Origin of the sequence: Rhodomicrobium sp. Az07 (assembly GCF_018619475.1) — a bacterium.
Taxonomy (GTDB): domain Bacteria; phylum Pseudomonadota; class Alphaproteobacteria; order Rhizobiales; family Rhodomicrobiaceae; genus Rhodomicrobium.
On record NZ_JAHFZG010000006.1, the window covers coordinates 123,438 to 145,631 of the forward strand.

Annotated in this window: 21 protein-coding genes; 15 read left to right on the forward strand and 6 right to left on the reverse strand. The window is 63.3% G+C overall.

Annotation, left to right across the window (positions count from 1 at the left end):
• The first annotated feature begins 142 nt into the window (after positions 1 to 142).
• On the forward strand, positions 143 to 973 hold the full coding sequence (locus KKP04_RS06460) for a YdcF family protein (RefSeq protein ID WP_215028180.1): 831 nt from the start codon (positions 143 to 145) through the stop codon (positions 971 to 973).
• A 122-nt stretch (positions 974 to 1,095) separates the two neighbouring features.
• On the opposite strand, the gene KKP04_RS06470 is transcribed toward KKP04_RS06460, so the two are convergent.
• A complete protein-coding gene (locus KKP04_RS06470; RefSeq protein ID WP_215028183.1) occupies positions 1,096 to 3,777 on the reverse strand; it encodes a hypothetical protein in 2,682 nt (893 codons plus the stop codon).
• 203 nt (positions 3,778 to 3,980) lie between these two features.
• Here KKP04_RS06470 and KKP04_RS06475 point away from each other — a divergent pair, with 203 nt between their 5' ends.
• From KKP04_RS06475 to typA, 6 genes are all read left to right on the forward strand, one after another.
• On the forward strand, positions 3,981 to 4,919 hold the full coding sequence (locus KKP04_RS06475) for a DnaJ C-terminal domain-containing protein (RefSeq protein ID WP_215028190.1): 939 nt from the start codon (positions 3,981 to 3,983) through the stop codon (positions 4,917 to 4,919).
• 2 nt (positions 4,920 to 4,921) lie between these two features.
• A complete protein-coding gene (locus KKP04_RS06480; RefSeq protein ID WP_215028192.1) occupies positions 4,922 to 5,257 on the forward strand; it encodes a hypothetical protein in 336 nt (111 codons plus the stop codon).
• Between the two features lie 108 nt (positions 5,258 to 5,365).
• Positions 5,366 to 6,538: an FAD-dependent oxidoreductase gene (locus KKP04_RS06485; protein ID WP_215028194.1), complete on the forward strand. Its 1,173-nt coding sequence runs from the start codon at positions 5,366 to 5,368 to the stop codon at positions 6,536 to 6,538.
• A 60-nt stretch (positions 6,539 to 6,598) separates the two neighbouring features.
• Positions 6,599 to 7,576 carry a radical SAM protein gene (locus KKP04_RS06490; protein ID WP_215028197.1) on the forward strand — a complete coding sequence of 326 codons (978 nt, stop codon included), beginning with the start codon at positions 6,599 to 6,601 and terminating at the stop codon, positions 7,574 to 7,576.
• Positions 7,549 to 8,340 carry a TVP38/TMEM64 family protein gene (locus KKP04_RS06495; RefSeq protein WP_251133939.1) on the forward strand — a complete coding sequence of 264 codons (792 nt, stop codon included), beginning with the start codon at positions 7,549 to 7,551 and terminating at the stop codon, positions 8,338 to 8,340. Before KKP04_RS06490 ends, KKP04_RS06495 begins: the two co-directional genes overlap by 28 nt.
• A 76-nt stretch (positions 8,341 to 8,416) precedes the next feature.
• Positions 8,417 to 10,246, forward strand: coding sequence for a translational GTPase TypA (gene typA, locus KKP04_RS06500; protein WP_215028199.1), 1,830 nt, complete (start codon positions 8,417 to 8,419; stop codon positions 10,244 to 10,246).
• Positions 10,247 to 10,349: 103 nt separating this feature from the next.
• On the opposite strand, the gene KKP04_RS06505 is transcribed toward typA, so the two are convergent.
• The 5 genes from KKP04_RS06505 to KKP04_RS06525 all read right to left on the reverse strand — a co-directional run bounded on the left by KKP04_RS06505 (position 10,350) and on the right by KKP04_RS06525 (position 13,316).
• Positions 10,350 to 10,790, reverse strand: coding sequence for an ArsC/Spx/MgsR family protein (locus KKP04_RS06505; RefSeq protein ID WP_215028201.1), 441 nt, complete (start codon positions 10,788 to 10,790; stop codon positions 10,350 to 10,352).
• Positions 10,791 to 10,795: 5 nt separating this feature from the next.
• Entirely contained in the window at positions 10,796 to 11,680 is an 885-nt protein-coding gene (locus tag KKP04_RS06510; RefSeq protein ID WP_251133940.1) for a xanthine dehydrogenase, read from the reverse strand.
• A 74-nt stretch (positions 11,681 to 11,754) separates the two neighbouring features.
• Positions 11,755 to 12,345 carry a hypothetical protein gene (locus KKP04_RS06515; RefSeq protein WP_215028203.1) on the reverse strand — a complete coding sequence of 197 codons (591 nt, stop codon included), beginning with the start codon at positions 12,343 to 12,345 and terminating at the stop codon, positions 11,755 to 11,757.
• On the reverse strand, positions 12,342 to 12,728 hold the full coding sequence (locus tag KKP04_RS06520) for a group II truncated hemoglobin (protein ID WP_215028204.1): 387 nt from the start codon (positions 12,726 to 12,728) through the stop codon (positions 12,342 to 12,344). Before KKP04_RS06520 ends, KKP04_RS06515 begins: the two co-directional genes overlap by 4 nt.
• Positions 12,729 to 12,866: 138 nt before the next feature.
• Positions 12,867 to 13,316: a response regulator gene (locus tag KKP04_RS06525; RefSeq protein ID WP_215028206.1), complete on the reverse strand. Its 450-nt coding sequence runs from the start codon at positions 13,314 to 13,316 to the stop codon at positions 12,867 to 12,869.
• A gap of 382 nt (positions 13,317 to 13,698) precedes the next feature.
• Between KKP04_RS06525 and nifH the strand changes: the two genes are divergently transcribed.
• The 8 genes from nifH to KKP04_RS06565 all read left to right on the forward strand — a co-directional run bounded on the left by nifH (position 13,699) and on the right by KKP04_RS06565 (position 22,068).
• A complete protein-coding gene (gene nifH, locus KKP04_RS06530; protein WP_215028208.1) occupies positions 13,699 to 14,577 on the forward strand; it encodes a nitrogenase iron protein in 879 nt (292 codons plus the stop codon).
• A 97-nt stretch (positions 14,578 to 14,674) separates the two neighbouring features.
• Positions 14,675 to 16,132, forward strand: coding sequence for a nitrogenase molybdenum-iron protein alpha chain (nifD, locus tag KKP04_RS06535; RefSeq protein WP_215028210.1), 1,458 nt, complete (start codon positions 14,675 to 14,677; stop codon positions 16,130 to 16,132).
• Positions 16,133 to 16,234: 102 nt separating this feature from the next.
• On the forward strand, positions 16,235 to 17,794 hold the full coding sequence (gene nifK, locus KKP04_RS06540) for a nitrogenase molybdenum-iron protein subunit beta (protein WP_215028212.1): 1,560 nt from the start codon (positions 16,235 to 16,237) through the stop codon (positions 17,792 to 17,794).
• Positions 17,795 to 17,870: 76 nt separating this feature from the next.
• Complete coding sequence (gene nifE / locus KKP04_RS06545; RefSeq protein WP_215028214.1) at positions 17,871 to 19,547, forward strand: nitrogenase iron-molybdenum cofactor biosynthesis protein NifE; 1,677 nt, start codon at positions 17,871 to 17,873, stop codon at positions 19,545 to 19,547.
• Positions 19,548 to 19,554: 7 nt separating this feature from the next.
• Positions 19,555 to 20,937 carry a nitrogenase iron-molybdenum cofactor biosynthesis protein NifN gene (gene nifN / locus KKP04_RS06550; protein WP_215028216.1) on the forward strand — a complete coding sequence of 461 codons (1,383 nt, stop codon included), beginning with the start codon at positions 19,555 to 19,557 and terminating at the stop codon, positions 20,935 to 20,937.
• Between the two features lie 46 nt (positions 20,938 to 20,983).
• Positions 20,984 to 21,397, forward strand: a complete 414-nt coding sequence (gene nifX, locus KKP04_RS06555; protein ID WP_215028218.1) for a nitrogen fixation protein NifX — start codon at positions 20,984 to 20,986, stop codon at positions 21,395 to 21,397.
• Positions 21,390 to 21,854 (forward strand): NifX-associated nitrogen fixation protein, encoded by a 465-nt coding sequence (locus tag KKP04_RS06560; protein WP_215028220.1) that lies wholly within the window; start codon positions 21,390 to 21,392, stop codon positions 21,852 to 21,854. Before nifX ends, KKP04_RS06560 begins: the two co-directional genes overlap by 8 nt.
• Positions 21,855 to 21,867: 13 nt before the next feature.
• Positions 21,868 to 22,068, forward strand: a complete 201-nt coding sequence (locus KKP04_RS06565; protein ID WP_215028222.1) for a CCE_0567 family metalloprotein — start codon at positions 21,868 to 21,870, stop codon at positions 22,066 to 22,068.
• Positions 22,069 to 22,194 lie beyond the last annotated feature (126 nt).

The window sequence follows — 22,194 nt, forward strand, 5'->3', positions numbered from 1 at the left end:
AGGACAACGAAAGACTGCGCTTTCGATCGCGCCATCATGCTGGATAATGAGACGGTCGAGCGAGATTGCCGGAACTTCCCAAAAGCGTAGCATTCTCCTCTATCGACTTGTTCCGTCGTCAGATTGAGAGCTGCGAATCTCAATGTTTTATCTTTCGAAATTTGCGTGGGCGGTGCTCCAGCCCTCCAACTTCATCGCGATCCTTCTCGTGCTCGGCGTTGTGCTGCTCGTCCTGCACCGACGCGCCGCCGCGCTTCGGTTGATCGTCGCCGCAACGGCTCTTTATGTCGTCGCCGCGTTCTCGCCGCTCGCGAACCGGCTTCTCCATCCGCTGGAACACACCTCGAAGGCGGGCACGGAACGCGATGTGGCGGGAGCGGCGGGCATCATCGTGCTCGGCGGCGGCGTTTCGGCCGCGATTCCGACCGAGGATGGCGGGATCCCGATGGGGGCATCCATCGAGCGCGTGACGGAAACGGCGCGGCTCGCTTTGCGCCACCCCGATCTGCCCGTCATTTTCTCGGGCGGAAGCGGCCAGATCCTGCAATTCGGCGACGCGCCGAACGAAGCCGACGCCGCGCGGCGCTTCTTCGGCGGCTTCGGCATCGTGCCGCCGCGTCTCAGGCTGGAAGACCGCTCGCGCAACACGCTGGAAAACGCGAAACTGAGCGCGGCGATGCTTCAGCCGAAGCCCGATCAGCGCTGGATCCTGGTGACTTCGGCGTTCCACATGCGGCGCGCAGCGGCGCTGTTCGAGGCGCACGGTTTCCGCGTGGTGCCTTGGCCCGTCGGCTTCATGACGAGCGGTGCAGGCGATTTGCGGCAGCCGTTCGGGCGCGGTTCGGAGGGGCTGCGGCGAATGGACCTCGCCACGAAGGAGTGGCTCGGGCTTTTCGTCGGGTGGTTGCGCGGCGACCTTGAGCGGACGGAACGCGAGAAACCGGGAGAAGCTTCGCGCGTTTCAGGCTCATGACCAAAGAGCCGAGGGCTGGGCCGCGAGCGGCCGCGACGTGTTCGTGTACTTCATCAACGGCGCGAAGGAGCGTGCGCCCGCCGCGGCTCGGGCCTTCCTCGCAGGGTTATGAAGCGCCGCCGTCACGGACGCAGGAACGCTTTCGCCTGCTCCGTGAGATAGGCGAAAGCCCGCGCGCGTTTCGCGTCGTCCTGAAGCGTGGACGGCAATACGCCATAAAGCGCGATCTTGTCCGTACGCGATCCGGGCATGCGGCACACATAGACGCCTTCCGGGGCGCTCGGTGCGGGCCTGATGCGCGAAACATGGAGCATGCTGCGCGCGGCTTCTTCGCTCCAGATTTCCAGCGCGAATGTGCGCCGCGCGAGGCGCAGCCATTTCGGGCTGCCGAACGGATCCGCGTCGCGACTTACCGGCTCCTGGCAGAAATAGCTGCCCTTTTCGTTCTTCACGTCGCCGGTGACGACGAGCAGCGTTTCCTGCTTCACGCCGGACCGGGTGACGATGCCGGCTTGCGCGCGGATGACGTCGAGGGCGGTATCGAGGTAGTAGCGCTCCAGAGAACCCGGTTCGAAGATCGCCTCGGGCGTGGGGCTGACATGCGAGGCGGCGATCAATTCGCGCAGGAAGTCATTCCGCGCGGCTCGGTCGGCGAGCGGCGTCGCGCCATCGGCGACCTCGACCTTTTTCGTGTCGAGGTTCACGCCCGCCTGAGCGCGCGCCAATACTTTCCTTTCATAGCGCGCCGAGGATACCTCGCGCACCAGATCGAAAATAGTCGACCACGTGGCTTCCACGGCCGAAGCGCCGATCGATCCCGCAAGTTTCGAATCGGCCGAGAGCACCGTGATCAGTGTTGAACCCGCCCGCTGCAACGACCGCACGATCGTGCCGCTGCGGAGTTCCTGCGCGGTCACGAGGGGCCTCGCTTCAAGTTCGCACAGGGGTGCGTTCGGCCCGTTGAGGATAATGGCGGCGGCCCCTGCTTCGGCCGTGCTGATGAGAAGCTCGCCCGCGTCGATGGAAGGAGGCAGGCGCAGGCGATAGGCGCTGCCGTCACTGACGGTGAAGGGCAAGCCGCGCGGGCGCTCCTGCGGCTGGAATTTCGGCCAGCCCTCGCCGATGCGCCGGTTCATGGACACGTCGAGCGCGAGGTCGCAGCCGCGAACCGGCTCGCCCTGCGCGCCCGCGATTTTGATGGCGAGGTCGGCGGCGCGCACGAAAAGCGGCTCGACCGTCACGACCACGCGCTGTCCCTCGGTCTTCACCTCACCGATACGGAAATGCGGCATCTGCATTTCCAGATACGCGGCGTCCTGCGCGCGCTTGAAGGAGGCTTCAAGCAGGTCGGCCACGAGACCGACAGGCGTGGGCGTCAGGATTTTGCCGTCGATGCTGATGCTGCCCTCTGCGCGAAGCACGTCCTCAGCGGGGAACGGCTCGCCCGACCGGCGCCGGAACACCAGCGTGAGGCGGCGCGTGGTTGAGGTCGCCCCCTTCTCCGAAGCGGGAGCGGCAGGAGCCTGCGGGGCGGCTTGCGGTGGTGGCGGCGCGGCGGCGCGGTCTTCGTCCTCCCCATTAGGAGACGGTTGAGGCAGCGGCGGCGGCTCGGGGATCGTCTGGCCGGAAGGAGCGCCTTCCTCAGGTGCCTCGGTCTGTGTTTTCGGCGCGGCTTTTTCGCTGTCGGTTGAAGGCGCGGGAGTGTCCTGAGGCGCGGGCTTGCCCGCATCCGGCGGTGCGACGGGTTCGGGCGCGGGCTTCGCGTCAGCGGGTTTGGCGTCGGCGGGCGAAGCGGCCTCGGGGGACGCCTCCGGCGACGATGGAATTTGGGGCGAGGACGGCGGAGGCGTCGGGCGCACGGTGTCGGCCTTCGGCGCGGGCGCTTGCTGTCGCGGCGCGGCTCCAGTAGTCGGCGGTGTAATCAGCGACGGCGTCGGCGGAGGGGCGAGGGGCGTAGGCCGGGAGAGCGCGGGAGGCAATACGCGACGGGGCTGCTCCGTTGGCGCAGGCGGCAGCGAAGGCGCGGGCTTGTCCTTCACCTCGGGCTTGAGCGGTTCGGCAGGCTTTGGATCGGCCGACTTCTCAGGCGCGGAAGGCGTCTTCAGCGGCAGTTCTTTCAGCGGCTTTTCCGGTTTGACGGTTCGCGGCTCCTCCGGGCGCACCGCCGCGGTCTGCTTCGACTTGACGAGGTCGTTCACGAGCGATGCGCCGAGCGTCACCGAGTCGGGCGGGCAAGACCCCTGGCAGATGAGGAGCGCAGGAACGCCGCACAGGAAGAAAGGCCGGATTTCGTCGAAACGCGAGCCGCCGCGCTTCAGGCGGAAGCTCACATCGGCGAAACTCGCGTTGAAGTCGAGCAGCTTCGATGGCGCGAAGGCCACCATCTCCGCGTCCTCTTTCAGGTCTTCTCGCGAAGCACCCTGCCGCCCCACGAAGAAGACGGGCACCTTCATGGGCGCTTGCTGGGCGCCGTCACGCGCGAGAATGCAGGTGCGCGGCGCGCGGCTTGTGAAAAGCCCGATGCGATCCGAAACGTCGAGATAGAGAGCAAACGATTTCTGATAGGTGCTGCGCCCGGCGGACGACGGGAAAAATGGCATCACCTTCGCAGGGTCGCCGAATGGTTCGAGAAGGAAGCGGCGCGATTGCAGGTCGTGGCCGATGATGAGCCTGTTTTGCGGCCATTTGGTGCAGGCATCGGAAAGCCGGTCCGCAGCCGCCGGGGCAGCGCAGATTGCAGGCGCGAGACCGGCCAGGAGGGCCAGCGCGCTGATAACGCGACGATAGACGGGCGGTGCGGGCATGCAGGGAAGCGGCCGGATGGTTGATCCGCGCAATTTACCTCGAATTGCACAGTTTCGCAAAAGCACGCGCACGGCATCGTTAATCGAGTGTCGCTTTACAGCGGTGCGAGAACAAGAACCTTCGCGGCCATGGAAACGAAGTCTTGTCTTGGCGCATGTTACGGCTAAATGAATGGCGAGTTTTAGGACATCCCACAGCGATCATGGCTGACCCTTATACAATTCTCGGCGTCGCCAAGACGGCGACCGAAGACGAGATCCGCAAGGCATACAAGTCCCTCGCGAAGAAAAATCATCCCGATCTGAACCCGGGCGACAAGGACGCGGAAGCCCGCTTCAAGGACATTTCCGCCGCGCACGCATTCCTCAGCGACAAGGAAAAGCGGCGCGCTTTCGATGCAGGCGAAATCGACGAACACGGCCAGGAAAAACCGCAGCGGCGCTATTACCGCGACTACGCGGATGCGAGCGGAAGCGAGCGCTATTACACGAGCCCCGAGGGCGGGTTCGAGGGCTTCGGCGGTTCGGGCGATTTCAGCGACCTGTTCGGCGACATCCTCCGCCGCCGCGGCGCGGGCACCGGTACGGGCGCGGGGACGGGCGGCGCGCAGTTCCGCATGCGCGGCGGCGACGCCCATTACGCGCTTCCGGTCGACTTCCTCGAAGCGGTCAACGGCGCGAAAAAGCGCGTCGACATGCCCGACGGCAAGACGCTCGACATCTCTATCCCCGCAGGCGTGGAAGACGGCCAGACGTTGCGCCTGAAGGGGCAGGGCATGCCCGGCATCGGCGGCGGCCCCGCCGGCGACGCGCTCATCACCGTCAGCGTCTTGCCGCATCCCGTTTTCCGGCGCGAGGGGCTGGACATCAGGTCCGTGTTGCCGGTCACGCTCGGCGAAGCGCTGGCGGGCGGGTCCGTCCCGGTCGAAACCGTCACCGGCACGGTCAACGTCAAGATCCCGAAGAACTCGAACACCGGGCGCGTGCTGCGACTGCGCGGCAAGGGCGTGCAGGGCGGGGCGAAGGGAGATCATCTCGTGGAGCTTCAGGTGATGCTGCCGCCCGAGCCGGACGCCGCGCTCGAAGAGTTCGTGACGGCATGGGAGCGCGACCACCCCTATAATCCGAGGCAGGGAGGCTAAAAATGATGATCGGCGAAACCGAGATCGTCGCCCGCTTCAGGCTCGACGAAAAGGTTCTCCAACGGTGGATCGCCGCGGGGTGGGTGAAGCCGAGACGCGGCCCGCAGGGCTTCCTGTTCGACGAGATCGACGTGGCGCGCACGCATTTCCTGTGCGACCTCAGCTACGACATGGACCTCGGCGACGAGGAAATGACCATGGTGCTGTCGCTCGTCGATCAGCTTCACGGCGCGCGCGCGCTTCTTCGGGCGATGACGGAGGCGGTTCATAACCAGCCCGATCCGGTCCGCGAGGCGATCCTGACACACGTCCGCGTCGTCGTGCGCCCGCGCGAATAGGCGCGGCAAAGCGCCGCCCGCCGCGCGGCGATCCGCGTTCATTATCTTGACGCGTGGCAACGCACTCGCTTTATGCTCGGCGCGAGCAAAAGAAGGCAGGGTGAGCGCGTGGCGCCGACGAAGGAAATCGTGCTGATCGGAGCGGGCCTCGCGCACGCCAACGCCTTGCGCGCGATGTGCAAGAGCGTGCATGACCACGCCCGTCTCACCGTCGTCACCCGTCAGCCGCGTACCCCTTATGCCGCGATGCTGCCCGGCTTGATGGCGGGGATCTATTCGAGCGACGACATCCATATCGAAATTGCCGCGCTCTGCCGGTTCGCGGGCGCGAAGCTTGTCTTGGGCGAGGTGTCCGGCATCGACCTCGACGCGCGCCGCGTGTTCTGCGAGGGGCGCGATCCCATCCGGTTCGACATCCTGTCCATCGACACCGGCTCGACGCCGAACACGCACGACGTGCCGGGCGCGAACGCGCACGCCGTCGCAATCAAGCCGGTCGACAAATTCCTCGCGGGCTTCGAGGCGGCGCGGGCGCGGCTCCTGCAACAACGGGGCGCGACGAAATTCGTGATCGTGGGCGGCGGCGCGAGCGGCGTGGAACTCATCTGCACCATGGAGCGCGTCCTGCGCGCCGATCTGAAGCGCGAGGGGCTTGACCCCGCCGCCGTCACCTTTACGCTGCTGACGCGCAAGGCGGCGATCCTCGACATGTTTTCACGCGGGCTCGCCGCGCGCTTCGAGAAAATCCTCGTCGCGCGCGGCATCGAGGTCGTCACCGGAAAGAACGCGCGCCGGGTTGCGGCGGGCGCGGTCATCACCGATTGCGGTACGGTCGTGCCCTATGACGAACTGTTCTGGACGGTCGAAGCCTCCGCCGCGCCGTGGCTTGGCGACACCGACCTCGCGCTCGACGAACGCGGGTTCATCGAGGTTCAGCCCACCATGGAAAGCACGTCGCATGCGGATGTTTTCGCGGCGGGCGACGTGGCGTCGTTCATCGGGCGAACCGTGCCGAAGGCGGGCATCTATGCCGTGCGCCAAAGCGTCGTGCTGGCCGAAAACCTTCGTTTGGCCGCCGAGCGGGCGCCGCTCAAGCCTTTCATCCCGCAGAAACATTACCTTCAGCTCATCACCGCGGGCGAACATTACGCGGTAGGCGCGCGCGGGGGCCTCAGCTTCGAGGGGCGCTGGGTCTGGCACCTGAAGGATCGCATCGACCGGGGCTTCGTCGCCGGGTTCAAAAAACTTGCTCCGATGGCGGAAATGGTCAAGTCGGCGTGAGAACCGCTTGGCGAGACGCCGCCGCATCCCTTATCCGCATGTGAAGCATACGGAGCCCCAATGCATCAGGCCGCACCCGCATCGAACAGCCGCCAATCGAGCGCGGCGGAAAAGTTCGCCGACCCTGTCTGGACCGCGAACGGCGAGCGGCGCGCATCGGTGTCGCTGACGCGCCTCGATACGGTGTGGTTCAACACCGGCACGCTATGCAACATCGCCTGCGAGCATTGCTATATCGAAAGCTCGCCGAAGAACGACCGGCTCGCATGGCTGACCCTTGCCGACGCCCTGCCCTTCCTCGACGAGATGGCGCGCCTGCCGCGTCCGGTCTCGCTCGTCGGCTTTACGGGCGGCGAGCCCTTCATGAATGCGGACTTCGTCGCCATCCTTGAGGAGACGCTCGCGCGCGGCTTCGAAACGCTGACGCTCACCAACGCGCTGAAACCGCTGGAGCACAGCAAGGCGGACATCGCGCGCCTCGCGGCGGCCCATGGCGCGCGCCTTCGCATCCGCGTCTCGCTCGACGATTTTCGCGAGGGCACGCACGACCGCGAGCGCGGCGGCGGGGCTTTCGCCCTTGCGCTCGACGGGCTGGAATGGCTGTGGCGCGCGGGCGTTCGCATCGAGATCGCCGCGCGCTCCCTTCAAAGCGATAGCGAACACGCGATCCGAAGCGGCTTCGCGGCGCTGTTCGCGACGCGCGGCATCTTACTGGATTGCGACGACCGCCAAGCGCTCGTGCTCTTGCCCGAGATGCGCCCCGATGTCTCGCCGCCCGAAATCACCGAAGCTTGCTGGGGCATCCTTCGCAAGACACCCGACGACGCGATGTGTTCGAACGCGCGCATGGTGGTGAAGCGCAAGGGCGCCGCGCGGCCCGCAGTCGTGGCTTGTACGCTGCTGCCGTATGACGAGCGCTTCGAACTGGGCGCGACGCTCGATGCAGCGGCCGGCGCGGTGCCGCTCGTGCATCCCTGGTGCGCGACGTTCTGCGTGCTTGGCGGCGGCTCATGCGGCTCGATGCGGGCCGCTGGCTGATGCGCGCCCGCCTGAAAGATCCGCTGTTCTGGCTCGCTCTCATCGCAATCGGCCTTGCGCTGACGGTGCATGTCATCGGCTGGCCGAGTTTTCTCACCTTCACGCATCTGAAGGCGCACCGGCAGGAAATCCTCGCCTTCGTCGCGCAGCATTACGCGCTGTCCGCCGCCGCCTATGTCGCGCTTTATATTTTCGTGGTGGCGATGTCGCTGCCGTCCGCCGTGCTGCTCACGCTCACCGGCGGGTTCCTGTTCGGCGCGGTTGCGGGCACGATCCTGACCGTGATCGGGGCGACGACGGGCGCGGCACTCGTTTTTCTCCTGGCGCGCGCGCTGGCGGGCGACACGCTCATCGACCGCTTCGGCGCCACGGGGCAGAAGCTTGTGTACGAAATCCGCGCGAACGCATGGTCCTATCTGCTCGTGCTGCGGCTCGTGCCTGTGTTCCCGTTCTTCCTCGTGAACATCGTGCCCGCCTTCGCGGGCGTGCGCCTCGCCACTTTCGTGCTGACGACTTTTTTCGGCATCATGCCGGGCACCGCGGTTTATTCGATGTCCGGCGCGGGCCTCGGCTCGATCCTCGATAGCGGCGAAACGATTTCGTTCAGCGCCATCATGACGCCCGAAATACTCGGCGCGCTCATCGGACTTGCAGTCCTGAGCCTCGCCATGATCCCGATAAGGCGCAGATTTTCGAGGGCGGCCGAAAAGAAGCAGGCTTGCAAGCCGGATGAAACACATCCCGTTCGCGAGCATTCTCATTGACGCGGGCGCGCCTTTGCCGCACATCTAGCCCCAAATCTCGCATTGCAACACGACGGAAAGAAAGGCGCGGCTCGGCATGGACTTGCGCAACATCGCCATTATTGCCCACGTTGACCATGGCAAGACGACGCTTATCGACGTACTTCTGAAGCAATCCGGTTCGTTTCGCGACAACCAGCGCGTCGCCGAACGCGCGATGGATTCGAACGACCTCGAACGCGAGCGCGGCATCACGATCCTTGCGAAGGTGACATCCATTCACTGGAAGGATGCGCGCATCAACATCGTGGATACGCCCGGCCACGCCGATTTCGGCGGCGAGGTGGAGCGCATCCTGAACATGGTGGATGGCGCCATCGTGCTGGTTGACGCGGCCGAAGGCCCGATGCCGCAGACAAAATTCGTCGTGTCGAAGGCGCTGAAGATCGGCCTTCGCCCCATCGTTGCGATCAACAAGATCGACAAGCCGGAAGAGCGCCATGTCGAAGTGGTGAACGAGGTGTTCGACCTGTTCGCGAACCTCGACGCGACGGAGGAACAGCTCGATTTCCCGATCCTCTACGGCTCCGCGAAACAGGGCTGGATGGCGCTCGACCCGCATGGCCCGCGCGAAAACATGGCCCCGCTGTTCGATCTAGTGCTGAAGCATTTCAACCCGCCGAAAGCCGAGGGCGGCCCGTTCCGCATGCTGGCTACCACCATCGAAGCCGATCCGTTCCTTGGCCGCATCCTCACGGGGCGCGTGTCGAACGGCATCGTGAAGCCGAACATGGCGATCAAGGCGCTGTCCCGCGACGGCAAGGTGATCGAACAGGGCCGCATCTCGAAGGTGCTCGGCTTTCGCGGTCTTGAGCGCACCCCCATCGACGAGGGCACGGCGGGCGACATCATCGCCATCTCGGGCCTGACCAAGGCAACCGTCGCCGACACCATCTGCGACATGTCGGTGACCGAGGCGCTCGAAGCGCAGCCAATCGATCCGCCGACGCTGACCATGACCTTCCGCATCAATGACGGGCCGTTCGCCGGTCAGGAAGGCGACAAGGTCCAGAGCCGCGTGATCCGCGAGCGCCTGCTTCGCGAGGCGGAAGGCAACGTCGCGCTGCGCATCGGCGAGACGCCGGACGCCGACGCGTTCGAGGTTTCCGGCCGCGGCGAACTCCAGCTCGGCATTCTCATCGAGACCATGCGCCGCGAAGGCTTTGAGCTGACCGTGTCGCGCCCGCGTGTCGTGTTCGACATCGACCCGGCCACCGGCCAGCGCCTCGAACCGGTCGAGGAAGTCATCATCGACGTGGACGAGGAGCATTCGGGCGCGGTCGTGTCGAAGCTCTCCGAGCGGCGCGGCGAACTCATCGACATGCGGCCTTCGGGCGGCGGGCGACAGCGGCTCATCTTCTATGTGCCGACGCGCGGCCTCATCGGCTATCAGGGCGAGCTTCTCACCGACACGCGCGGGACGGCCATCATGAACCGGCTGTTCCACAATTATTCGCCGTACAAGGGCGAAATTCAGGGGCGCCGTGCGGGCGTGCTGATCTCGAACAGCACGGGCGAGGCTGTCGCCTATGCGCTGTGGAACCTCGAAGATCGCGGACCGATGATGATCGATCCGCAGATGAAGGTTTATCCCGGCATGATCGTCGGCGAGCACACCCGCGAAAACGACCTCGAAGTGAACGTGATCAAGGGCAAGCAGCTCACCAACATCCGCGCGGCGGGCAAGGACGAGGCGGTGCGCCTTACGCCTCCGATCAAGATGCCGCTCGAAAAGGCGCTGGCCTACATTCAGGACGACGAACTCGTCGAGGTGACGCCGAAGTCGATCCGCCTGCGCAAGCGCTATCTCGATCCGAACGAACGGAAGCGCATGGAGCGCGCGGCGTCTGCCGCGAATGCGGGCTGACCGCTTTTCTTTAACGGACGACCGTTCCAAGCGCCGCACGAGCGGCGCTTTTTATTGCATGCCGCTGCCCTGACGCCGCGCCTGAACGACGCTGCGCGGCCCATCAAGCAGGCGGCGAGCAGTCGGGTTCGGGCTTTCCTGCCGCGCGCGCCGTTTCCTGCACGCAGGCGTCGGTGACGGGCGCCGCAGTATCGGCGAGCCCGATCCAGGCGCGCACCCGCTCCGTGTCGAAGCCTGCTTCGCGACGGCCATCCACTTCCATCAGCGGGCGCCGGATCAGAAGGGGATCGCCGAGCATGAGCGCGATGGCTTCCTCGGGTTCGAGCGCCGCGGGCACGATCTCGCCGGACTTGACGCGCGGCGAGGACATGTTGAACCACTCCGCCACGGGGCGCGCGCCGAAAAAGCTGCGGAGCCGCGTGGCGTCCCAATCCTCGGCGAGGACGCTCTTCACGTCGAGCGTATGGCCGCTCGCCTTGAGCAGCGCCTTCTGCCTCGCGTTGCCCGCGCAACCGGGCTTCTCCCAGAAAAAGATATGCGCCATTGAAATCAACCCGATTGCCGCGCGGAGAACCGCTTCGCCGCAGCGACCTTCGCGGGGCGCGGCTGGCCATAGGTCAGCGCCGTGATGATCGCCTGCGCGATGTCCCGGCCGCCCTTGTCGACGCCTTCCCATGAGGCGGAACGGCCGCGCGGATCGATTTCCAGGATTTTCGTCCCGGCAAACACCTCCGTACCGTCGCGGACGATGCCGCGCACGATTCCGTCGATCGGTGCCGTAACAGCCTCGCGATTGAGGAGGCCAACCGGAAAATTCCTGAACACACGCGTGCCGATCTCGACGGCGCAATGCCATCGGCCCGGCGATTTGGCGATGGCGAACCGCTCCGACCCCACCGCGCCAAGACGGCGCTCCTTCGAGGCTGGCGCGGCGGTACGGCCCGCGAAAAGCGTGATGCCGTTTTTCGTCGGCTGCGTCTCGATGGCGATATCGCAGTTTTCGCCGACGCTGAAGCCGGGACCGACGCCGACGGTTATGCTTGCGAGATGGCGAATATCCGGAACGATGGCCCGATCCTGCATGCGCGCGTCGACAAGAAGATGCACGGTGGCCATCGGAATGAGGTCGAGCAGGCCGAGCCGCGTGACGGCAACGCAATCGCCGCTGCCGAGCAGCGTCGCGGTCGCAAGCGTCGTTTCAGCATATCTGGCCTTGACGCCTTCAAGTTCGGCGCAATCGCCGAACAAGGCGTCGTGAAAAGCCATCTGCCGCCGTATCACGGGCGGGTGCGGATCGTGGGAGAGGACGGCGCTCCAGCCCGCGCGATGAAGATCGACGGCAATGGCCGAGGCGATCTCGTTCGTACCGAGGATCACCGCGAAGGCGGAGCGGAAGCTGCGAGGCGAATGGGGGGGACGCGGCATTATGGTCATGATGGACCCCTTGGCAGGGAACCGGAGGCGCGGCCATTGCGGCCATGCTCTCCGGCGCACCTTTGTGCCGCTCGTTAGACCGGACGATGCTCGTACTTGTTGCGGACCGGCAGCATGATGCCGAGACCTTCTTCGTAAGTGATCTCCGGGTAGCTTTCGTCGAAGGCGGCGGCGGCGTCGGCAATCGCATCGAGCTTGCCGGCCGTGTCCTTCTTCTTCAGCGTCTGCTTGTCGAGATAGAGAAGGTCGAGGATCTCTGCGTACACGCCCGCTTCGTCGATCGGCAGGATGTAGTACGTGATGCCGTTATGGGTCGCGCGGAACTTCTTCGAGAGATCGATATTGTTGCAGTAAAGGAAGTACTTGCCCGAGGGCGTCAGCGCATCGCCCAGAGCTTCGGCGACGTCCTTCAGATATTCGAACGAGTGCAGGTAGGTGGTGAAGAACGAGATGGTCGTTTCGCCTTCCTGCGAGGCAGCCATCACCTGATCGATCTTCAATTCCGGCGGACGCGCCTCGTCGGCGAGCTTCGGCGCGAACTTCAGCGCGATGTCGCCGCGAAAACCGAAGCGGCCAGCCTTGTGAGTCGGCGCCTTCAGAATCGGGTTCATCAAACGCCCCTCGGCCTCAAGCTTCGCGAACCCCGTGTTCGAGATATCCGTCATTGATATTTTTCCTCGTCGTTGCGGAGTTGATCCGCGAGTTGATAAAGCCGGTCTTCCAGTTCCGAGCGGACTTTTTCGTCCGTCACCACCGCGCGCAAGGCTTCCCGCATGCACTGCATCCAGGCGTCGCGCTCGCTCGCGCCAATGGGCATGGTGGCGTGGCGCGATGCCAGGCCGGTTTGCCCATGCGGCGTTGAGATCCCCGCGGGCCGGTTGAGCCATTCGCTGAAGTAGCGTTTCATCACGCCCTTGGTCTTCGCGAGGTCTTCCTGGTGCAGGTCGCGAACCGAGCGCGCCTCTGGCAACGCTTCCATCCGCTTGAAAAACTCTTCGATGATTCGGTCGACGGCTTGAGCGCCGCCAATCTTGTTCAAATACGTCATAGTCGGGCCCGTCATGTGTGGCGTGAGGATAAGCAACCTTCATACCAAATCAATTTGGCAGGAGCATAGGTCACTTTTCAATGACTTATGTCACTTGCCATGGGGACATGTCGCAAGCACGACAGCGCGTGTCAGACTTCACACACCGGCGCCCGTCCTCGGCACCCGGGGAAAGAGCTGGACCTTGGGTTTCGCGCTGATCCGGCCGAGCATGATGTCGGTCTGGCGCCGGACGGCCTCGATGGTCAAAGGCTTGACGATGATCCCGTGCGCGCCCGTTCCGATCCAGGCTTTGGCGTCTCCGCTATCTGTTTCCTCGACCACGATAGCGATTTTCGCTCCGGGCAGCCGATTGGCGATGTCCTGAAGAACAGACAGCCCCTGCGTCTTCACAAGGGCGGCATCGACGAGAAGAAGATCGGGCTTCCACTCCGCACCCTTCTCGAAGGCAGCCTCGATGTCGCGCAATTCGTGCGTCTCGTTCCCGTCGGCCAGCATGAAAGTCAGGATCGCGCTCGTGACCTCGTCGCCCGATACGACGAAGACGCGCCTGTTATCCGTTCGCGATGTGTCGACGCCGACGCGCATCGTGTCTCCTCCTTATGGGTGGCTCCATGGGCGATAACCGTAACCCGGCCCTGCAATTTCCGCGCCCGTTCATGTTCATGGCCTGTCCGTTTTCATACACGCAGGGTGTGCGTGTCGGCTTTGAAACACGTTCGCCGAGCCGCCTTTGCGACATTCTTCCGTTAAGTCCTGTTTAGAACGGTTCTTTCGGGATTGGCACGGCGCTTGCTGTTAATGGGCTGCGGGCGAGGAACTGCCAGATGCTCCGCCCTTTCGAGGAGCAAAAGCCCCGCACCTGAGCTGTTGGCGACGGCGCTCGTTGGGCGTTTCGATCACTGGCGATGAATACGCTTCCGGCCGACTGGCCGTTTGCGACACGTACGGACTACGAAGGAGACTTGCAATGGCATTGCGCCAAATCGCATTCTACGGAAAGGGCGGTATCGGTAAATCGACTACCTCCCAGAACACGCTCGCGGCGCTCGCCGAGATGGGGAACAAGATCCTCATCGTCGGTTGCGATCCGAAAGCTGACTCGACCCGCCTTATCCTTCACGCAAAGGCGCAGGACACCATCCTGAGCCTTGCGGCTGAACACGGCTCCGTCGAGGATCTCGAACTCGAAGACGTGATGAAGATCGGCTATCTCGGCATCAAGTGCACCGAGTCGGGCGGTCCGGAGCCGGGAGTTGGTTGCGCCGGTCGTGGCGTTATCACCGCCATCAACTTCCTTGAAGAGAACGGCGCTTACGAAGACGTCGACTACGTCTCCTACGACGTGCTCGGCGACGTGGTATGCGGCGGCTTCGCGATGCCGATTCGCGAAAACAAGGCGCAGGAAATTTACATCGTCATGTCGGGCGAGATGATGGCCATGTACGCGGCCAACAACATCTCGAAGGGCATTCTCAAATACGCCAATGCCGGCGGCGTTCGGTTGGGCGGCCTCGTCTGCAACGAGCGCAAGACCGACAAGGAATACGAGCTTGCGGAATCCCTCGCGGCGAAGCTCGGCACCAAGCTCATCTACTTCGTGCCGCGCGACAATATCGTGCAGCACGCCGAACTGCGCCGCATGACCGTGATCGAGTATGCGCCGGACTCGGGTCAGGCCGCGCACTATCGCAACCTCGCCACCAAGGTCCACGCGAACGCGGGCAATGGTGCAATCCCGACGCCGATCACCATGGACGAACTTGAAGACCTGCTCATGGAACACGGCATCCTGGAACAGGTGGACGAGTCGATCATCGGCAAGTCTGCCGCCGAACTCGCGGCGTAACCCTCGGGCCGCAAGGCCCATTCGCTAAGCGTCCCCGTCAGCCCTTGCCAAAGGGCTGACGGCGGGAGCGCAAAACCCAGTTTGAAAGGCTAGCGGCATGAGCCTGGGACTCGCAGAAACAGAAGATCTGAAGGCCAAGAACAAGGCACTTGTTGAAGAAGTGCTGAAGGTTTATCCGGACAAGACAGCAAAGCGTCGTGCAAAGCATCTTGGTGTTTACCAGGACGGCAAACCCGACTGCGGCGTCAAGTCCAACATCAAGTCGATCCCCGGCGTCATGACAATCCGCGGCTGCGCTTACGCAGGCTCGAAGGGCGTGGTCTGGGGTCCGATCAAGGACATGGTTCACATCAGCCACGGCCCGGTGGGCTGCGGTCAGTATTCCTGGGGTTCGCGCCGCAACTATTATGTCGGCACGACGGGCATCGACAGCTTCGGCACGATGCAGTTTACCTCGGACTTTCAGGAAAACGACATCGTCTTCGGCGGCGACAAGAAGCTCGCCAAGCTGATGGACGAAGTCCAGGAGCTTTTCCCGCTCAACAAGGGCCTTTCGGTGCAGTCCGAATGTCCGATCGGTCTGATTGGCGACGATATCGAAGCCGTCTCGAAGAAGAAGTCTAAGGAATATGGCGGCAAGCCGATCGTTCCTGTCCGCTGCGAAGGGTTTCGCGGCGTGTCGCAGTCGCTCGGTCACCATATCGCCAACGACGCGGTTCGCGACTGGGTCTTCGACAAGGCGGAAGGCAAGCCCGCGCGCTTTGAAGCGACGGAATACGACATCGCCATCCTCGCCGACTACAACATCGGCGGCGACGCCTGGGCCTCGCGCATTCTGCTTGAGGAAATGGGTCTGCGCGTCGTTGCGCAGTGGTCGGGCGACGGCACCATCGCCGAGCTTGAAGCCACGCCCCGCGCCAAGCTGAACGTGCTGCACTGCTACCGTTCGATGAACTATGTGGCGCGCCACATGGAAGAGAAGTACGGGGTGCCGTGGGTTGAGTACAACTTCTTTGGTCCGACGAAGATCCTTGAGTCGCTGCGCAAGATCGCCGCTCAGTTCGACGACAAGATCAAGGAAAACGCCGAGAAGGTCATCGCGAAGTACCAGCCGCTCATGGATGCGGTTGTCGCGAAGTATCGCCCGCGCCTCGAAGGCAAGAAGGTGATGCTGTACGTCGGCGGCCTTCGTCCTCGCCACGTGATCGGCGCCTACGAAGATCTCGGCATGGAAGTGGTCGGCACGGGCTACGAGTTCGCGCACAACGACGACTACCAGCGCACAACGCACTACATCAAGGACGGCACGCTCGTTTATGACGACGTCACCGCCTACGAGCTTGAGAAGTTCGTCGAAGCGATCAAGCCGGACCTCGTCGGCTCGGGCATCAAGGAAAAGTATGTCTTCCAGAAGATGGGCATTCCCTTCCGTCAGATGCACTCGTGGGACTATTCGGGCCCGTATCACGGTTACGACGGCTTCGCGATCTTCGCCCGCGACATGGACATGGCGATCAACTCGCCGATCTGGAAAATGACAAAGGCGCCGTTCTAAGCCGGGAACGTCACACACGCGAAAGCGGTCCGCCCTCGCTGAGGGCGGAGACCGCGAACGAGAGCGGCACGCCCGCGCCCTGAGAGACTAGAAGGTCACACAATGGTTCAGAATGCAGAAAACGTCGTTGACCATTTCCAACTATTCCGCGGACCGGAATACCGGGAAATGTTCAAGAACAAGCGCGACAATTTCGAGAACAGCACTCCCGACGAGGAAGTGATCCGCGTTGCCGAATGGACGAAGACAGTCGAATACCAGGAAAAGAACTTCGCTCGCGAAGCTCTGACGATCAACCCGGCGAAGGCCTGCCAGCCTCTCGGCGCGGTGTTCGCGGCGGTCGGTTTCGAAGGCACGCTGCCCTTCGTCCACGGTTCGCAGGGCTGCGTGGCGTATTATCGCTCTCACTTCTCGCGTCACTTCAAGGAGCCGACTTCTGCGGTTTCCTCGTCGATGACGGAAGACGCGGCGGTGTTCGGCGGTCTCACCAACATGGTGGACGGCCTCGCCAACGCCTATAACATGTACAAGCCGAAGATGATCGCCGTTTCCACCACCTGCATGGCGGAAGTGATCGGCGACGACCTGAACGCCTTCATCAAGACGTCCCGCGAAAAGGGTTCGATCCCGCAGGACTACGATGTGACGTTCGCTCATACGCCCGCGTTCGTCGGCAGCCACATCACCGGCTACGACAACACCATGAAGGGCGTGGTCGAATATTTCTGGGGCGGCAAGGCCGGTCTCGCGCCGAAGCTTGAGCGCACCCCGAACAACTCGATCAACTTCTTCGGCGGCTTCGACGGCTACACTGTCGGCAACCTGCGCGAAGTGAAGCGCATCTTCGACCTGATCGGCGCCGAATATACCATCATCGGCGACAACTCCGATGTGTGGGATACGCCCGCCGACGGCGAGTACCGCATGTATGACGGCGGCACGAAGCTTGAAGACGTTGCCAACGCGGTAAACGCCAAGGCCACGATCTCCATGCAGCAGTACTCCACGGAGAAGACGCTCGACTATATCAAGACGTGGGGCCAGGAAACGGTTGCGCTCAATCATCCGATCGGCGTGGCTGGCACCGACAAGTTCCTGATGGAAGTTTCGCGCCTTACCGGCAAGCCGATCCCGGACGCGCTGAAGAAGGAGCGCGGCCGCCTCGTCGACGCGATCGCCGACTCGCACAACCACATCCACGGCAAGAAGTTCGCGATCTACGGCGACCCGGACCTCTGCCTCGGCCTCGCGGCGTTCCTTCTCGAACTCGGCGCCGAGCCGACCACGATCCTGTCCACCAATGGCGGCAAGACGTGGGAAAAGAAGGTTCGCGAGCTGCTCGCTTCCTCGCCTTACGGCAAGGATTGCGAAGTGTACGCGGGCAAGGATCTCTGGCACCTGCGTTCGCTGCTCTTCACGCGCCCGGTCGATTTCCTCATCGGAAACACCTACGGCAAGTATCTTGAGCGCGACACCGGCACGCCGCTGATCCGCATCGGCTTCCCGATCTTCGATCGCCACCATCTGCACCGTTACCCGGTGTGGGGTTATCAAGGCGCGCTGAACGTTCTCGTCTGGATCCTCGACAAGGTGTTCAGCGAAATGGACGCTCACTCGAACGTGGCCGGCAAGACCGACATCAGCTTCGACATCATCCGCTAAACGATATGCGATGGCCCGCTTGCCGCGGGCCATCGCCGGAATACGCGGTTTCGGCCGCAAGCCTTCGGAGATTTGCATGAGCACGGTGGCGAACAAGATCCAGGACGTTTTCAACGAACCCGGCTGCGACATCAATCAGGGCAAATCGCAGAAGGAGCGCAAGAAGGGCTGCTCCAAGGCGTTGCAGCCCGGCGGTGCCGCCGGCGGATGCGCTTTCGACGGCGCGAAGATCGCGCTTCAGCCCATCACCGACGTCGCCCACCTCGTGCACGGTCCCATCGCGTGCGAGGGCAATTCATGGGACAACCGTCATTCCTCCTCGTCGGGCTCCAAGCTCTACCGTATGAGCTTCACCACCGACATGAGCGAGCAGGACGTGATTTTCGGCGGCGAAAAGCGTCTCTGGAAATCCATCAAGGAAATCGTCGAGAAATACGCGCCCCCGGCCGTGTTCGTGTATCAGACCTGCGTGCCCGCCATGATCGGCGACGACATCGACGCGGTGTGCAGGAAGGCGAGCGAGAAATTCGGCACGCCGTGCATTCCGGTGCAGGCGCCCGGCTTCGTCGGCTCGAAGAGCCTCGGTAACAAGCTCGGCGGCGAGGCGCTCCTCGATCACGTCATCGGCACTCAAGAGCCGGACTATACGACGCCCTACGACATCAACATCATCGGCGAATACAACCTCGTCGGCGAATTGTGGCAGGTGAAGCCGCTTCTCGACGAACTCGGCATCCGCATCCTCGCCAGCATCTCCGGCGACGCGAAATATCATGAAGTCGCCCGCTCGCACCGCGCCAAGGCCGCGATGATGGTGTGCAGCCGCGCCATGATCAACGTCGCGCGCAAGATGGAAGAGCGCTACGGCATTCCGTTCTTCGAGGGATCGTTCTACGGCATCGGCGACATGAGCGACACGCTTCGCCAGATGGCCGCGCTGCTCGTGAAGCAGGGCGCGCCGGACGACATTCTCGCGCGCACCGAAGCCGTGATCGAGCGCGAGGAAAAGAAGGCCTGGGCCAGCATCGCGACATTCCGCGAGCGGCTTCTCGGCAAGCGCGTTCTCCTCATCACGGGTGGCGTGAAAAGCTGGTCGATGGTCGCCGCGCTTCAGGAAGGCGGCATGGAGATCGCCGGCACGAGCGTCAAGAAGTCCACGAAAGAGGACAAGGAGAAGATCAAGGAGATCATGGGCCAGGATGCCCACATGATCGAAGACATGAAGCCGCGCGAGATGTATGCGATGCTGAAGGAAGCGAAGGCCGACATCATGCTGTCCGGCGGTCGCTCGCAGTTCGTCGCGCTGAAAGCCAAGATGCCTTGGCTCGACATCAATCAGGAGCGCCACTACGCCTATGCGGGCTATGTCGGCATGGTGGAACTCGTCCGCCAGATCGACAAGGCGCTGTCGAATCCCGTCTGGCAGCAGGTCCGCAGCCCCGCGCCGTGGGACGAGGTGAGCTGGGAAGCGCGCGCCGACGAGGCGAACGCCGCTGAAGCCGCCGCTCTCGCGGCCAACGCCGAGGCGAAGGCCAAGGCGGAGCGCGCGAAGATCCTCTGCAACTGCAATGGCGTCGAAACCGGCTTCGTCGAAGACATCATCCGCGCGAACAAGCTGACGCGCGCCGAGGATGTCGCCGCCTATGTGAAGATCGGCACCGGCTGCAAATCCTGCGCGCCGCATCTCGACGCGCTTCTCGAACGCGTCAACGGCACGGAAATCGTCCCCGCCAACTCCAACAAGGCAGCGTGAGGACACCATGGCGCGCGTTGAACTCTCGAAAAAAGCCTGCTCGGTCAATCCGCTGAAGATGAGCCAGCCCATCGGCGGCGCACTTGCCTTCCTCGGACTCAACAAGTGCATGCCGCTGCTTCACGGCAGCCAGGGCTGCACCTCCTTCGGGCTGGTGCTGTTCGTGCGCCATTTCCGCGAGGCGATCCCGATGCAGACGACGGCCATGAGCGAGGTTTCGACCGTGCTCGGCGGCTTCGAGAACGTCGAACAGGCCATCGTCACCATCGCGACCCGCACGAAGCCCGAGGTCATCGGCATCTGTTCGACGGGCGTCACGGAGGTCAAGGGCGACGACGTCGACGGCTTCCTGAAGCTCGTGCGGCAGAACCATCCCGAACTCGATCACGTCAAGCTTGTGTACGTCTCCACGCCCGACTTCGAGGGCGCGCTTGAGGACGGCTGGCGCAAGGCCGTCACGCGCATGGTGGAAGAGCTTGTCGATGCGCCGCCGCCGGGCAGTGCGCGTGAGGCGAACCGCGTGAATATCCTGCCGGGCTCGCATCTGACGCCGGGCGACCTCGACGAATTGCGCGACATCTGCGAGGCGTTCGGCCTTGAGACGACCTTCCTGCCGGACCTGTCCGGCTCGCTCGACGGCCACATGCCCGAGGAATTTTCTCCGACCACCATCGGCGGCGCCAGCGTGAGCGACATTGCCGGAATGGGCCGCGCGGCGTTCACCATCGCCATCGGCGAGCAGATGCGCGACGCCGCTGTTGCGCTCGAAGCCAAGACCGGCGTGCCGTTTCGCGTGTTCGACCGTCTCACAGGGCTCGCGCCGAACGACGCGCTCATGGCGCTTCTGATGAAGATCAGCGGCCGCCCCGCACCGAACAAGATCAGGCGTCAGCGCTCGCAGCTTCTCGACGCCATGCTCGACGGGCATTTTTCATTCGGCGGCAAGACCGTCGCAGTCGGTGCCGAGCCGGACCTGCTCTTCAGCATCACGAGCTTCCTGACCGAGATGGGCGCAACCATCGGCGCAGCCGTCACTTCGACGCAATCGCCGATCCTCCACAAGGTTCCGGCTGAGGACGTGCTCGTCGGCGACCTTGAGGATTTCGAGCACCGCGCGAAGGGCATGGACCTTCTCGTAACGCACAGCCACGGGCGACAGGCTTCCGAGCGCTTGCATATTCCGCTGTTCCGCTACGGCCTGCCGACGTTCGACCGCCTCGGCGCGGCGCATCGCGTCTCGGTCGGCTATCGCGGCACGCGTTCCCTGATCTTCGATATCGGGAACGTCTTCATGAGTGAAATTCACGAAGCGACGCCCGACATTTGGGCTGATAATTTGGCATCGCGCGGCGAGGGAAGCCATGATGATACGCCGACTGCGGCTCATTGACCCCGATGCGAGCGAACAAAAGACGATCAAGGAAAGGCCGGGCGCTATGAAAGTAGCTTTTGCAACCCAAGACCTGAAGCGCGTGGATTCGCATTTCGGATGGTCGCCGAACATAGCGGTGTATGAGATTTCCGCCGAGGACTCGAAGCTCATCGAAGTTTTCGTGTTCGAGCCGACCGGGCAGGACGGAAACGACGACAAGCTCGCGCCGAAGATCGAGGCGATCAGGGATTGCGCCATCGTCTACGTGACAGCAATCGGCGGCTCGGGCGCGGCCCGCATCGTGCAGGCGGGGCTGCATCCCATCAAGCTCGCGCAGCCGGAAGCCATCGAAGACCTCATCGCCAAGCTTCAGACCGTTCTGAAGGGCAACCCGCCCCCGTGGCTGCGCAAGGCGCTGCTCAAGGGCAAGGAACGCAAGCTCGATTTCGAAGACGAGGAGGAAGCGGTTCATGGCTGACGCCGAAACGGTCGACAAGGATCTCACGAAATCGGTATTCTTCACCGAACTCGTCAAACAATGGCGCGCGCAGGATTCCTATGGCGCGTGGGACAAGAAGTCCGATCTCGAACTTCTTGAGCCATACGTAATCGACAAGGAAAAGCGCAAGCAGATGCCGCTCATGGGCGATCCCGACCCGGAGACGATCTGGCGCCTCGAAATTTTCTATAATGCCGTGGGCCTCTCCATCGAACGCGCGACCGGAATCATGGTCTCGCCGATCATGAAGATGCATCACGAGGGCTTCGGCCGCATGGTGCTGACGGCGGGCCGCCTCGTTGTCGTGAACAAGCACCTGCGTGACGTTCACCGCTTCGGCTTCGACAGCTACGAAAAGCTCGTTTCGGAAGGCGAGAAGCTCGTGGCTGCGGGCGTCGAGATGATCGAGAAATTCCCCGAAGTGGCGAAATACTGAGGAGCCAGGCCGCATGAGCGCAATCGATGAGTTGAAGGCGGAGCTGAAAAAGCTTTCGGCCAAGGCCACGCAGGCGAAGATGGACCTGCATGACCTTTCGGAAGAATTGCCGATCAACTGGCAGCAGATCATGGACGTGGCGCAGAAGGCGCACGACGCCTATGCGATCCTCGAAAAGAAGCGCGCCGAGCTGAAGCAGCTCGAAGCAGCGTAACGACGATATCGAGGCGGGCGCGCGTTACGCCCGCTTCAAGCCGTAAGGCGACAATCGCGGACGATGAGACGCAAGGCCGGGAAAAAGCGCGGTCCTGCGATTTGCCATGTCCGAATTTGAATTTAG